At 51.3% G+C, this 1,298-nt stretch carries 3 protein-coding genes and 1 pseudogene; all 4 read right to left on the reverse strand.

The features are described from left to right. Positions 1-483 (reverse strand): annotated as a pseudogene (locus Q0340_RS07155) (hypothetical protein); the annotation flags it as partial. A 38-nt stretch (positions 484-521) separates the two neighbouring features. After that, positions 522-929, reverse strand: coding sequence for a DUF1287 domain-containing protein (locus Q0340_RS07160; RefSeq protein WP_298082739.1), 408 nt, complete (start codon positions 927-929; stop codon positions 522-524). Between the two features lie 4 nt (positions 930-933). Further along, positions 934-1,077, reverse strand: a complete 144-nt coding sequence (locus tag Q0340_RS07165; RefSeq protein WP_298082740.1) for a hypothetical protein — start codon at positions 1,075-1,077, stop codon at positions 934-936. A gap of 7 nt (positions 1,078-1,084) precedes the next feature. Then, positions 1,085-1,298: phosphatidate cytidylyltransferase (locus Q0340_RS07170; RefSeq protein WP_298082741.1), on the reverse strand; the 214-nt coding region annotated here is incomplete at its 5' end.

The raw sequence follows: 1,298 nt of genomic DNA on the forward strand, positions 1-1,298 counted from the left end.
ACCGCCGTCGGCTGCCCGGCGGGCCGCTAGCCCGTCCGCTACGTGCGTCGTCCTGCCCGAGTGCTCGTGTCCGCGGTGAAATATCGCTACTGCTTTGGCGTTTGGCGCGGCTTTAAATTTGAGATTTTGCTCGGCGTTTTCGCTAGACGTCTCGCTCAAATTTGACGTGCCGCATTTGCCAGCTTCGTTTAAATTTGAGTACGAGTTTTCGCCGCCGTTTGGTAAATTTTGCTCGCCAGATTTACCCGCGCCGCCAAAATCAGGCTCCGCATTTTCATCCGCGCCGACTGCTTGCTCGCTAGCCAAATTTGATGTTTCGTTTGTGGCCTCGGCGCTCAAATTTGACCCGTCAAATTTACGGGCGTCGCTTAAATTTACTTCATTTGTGCCTGGGTTTTCGCACGCTACGTCCGCAGCCAGGCGGTATCTGTAAAATATCCTCGCCCCGTCGCTCGTTATAAAATAGCTCTCTTTAAACTCCATTTTTCGCCTTTCTTGCTTAAATTTATCGATTTTTCTACTTATTTTATCCTAAAATGCCCCGTTATCTCGTAAACGTTTAGCACGTCCTCTTCCTGCGCGCCAAGCCCGATGTTATGGATCACGAGCGGGGTTTTGTCGCCTGCAAATTTATCCGAAACTATGCCGATATGAGGCCTGCCGTTATCCGGCCGCCACGTCACGATATCGCTGGCTTTAAACTCGCCCTTCGCCTCGTAACCCTTGCGTTTTAGATAGGTCGCGATGTTTGGTACGCGGCGATGATCGATGTTTTTGTCGGTCTTTTTCGCGCCCCAGTTTTTTGGGTAGACGCTAAAATTCGCGCTCATATCCTCATGGATGAGCCTCTGTAGATCGATGTCCTGCCCGCGCAGCGCTCTAACTACGACGTCGGTGCAAACGCCCTTTATCATATCCACATCGCCCATCGGATTAGGCTAGCCTAGAGTACGAAGGATCGTAAAACAGCGTCTGCCCAACCTGCGCTCTAGCGTCTTGCGCGAGCTTTTCGGCCGAAAATGCAAAGGCAAAATTTGCCGCGAGCGCTAAAAGTAAAATTTTGCTCCAAATTTTCATCAAAACCTCACGCGTAAAAGTATCTAACTATGTGAAAAAATATCGGCGCCGCAAAGCACAGCGAGTCCATACGGTCAAGCATCCCGCCATGCCCGCTGATCATGTAGCCCCAGTCCTTGACGCCCAGATCGCGCTTGATCGCAGACATAACAAGCCCTCCTAAAAAGCCCATCATGCAAACGGCAAGCCCGATAAAAAACGCCCCCGTCGCACCAAAAGGC

The organism is uncultured Campylobacter sp. (assembly GCF_938045595.1).
GTDB lineage: Bacteria > Campylobacterota > Campylobacteria > Campylobacterales > Campylobacteraceae > Campylobacter_B.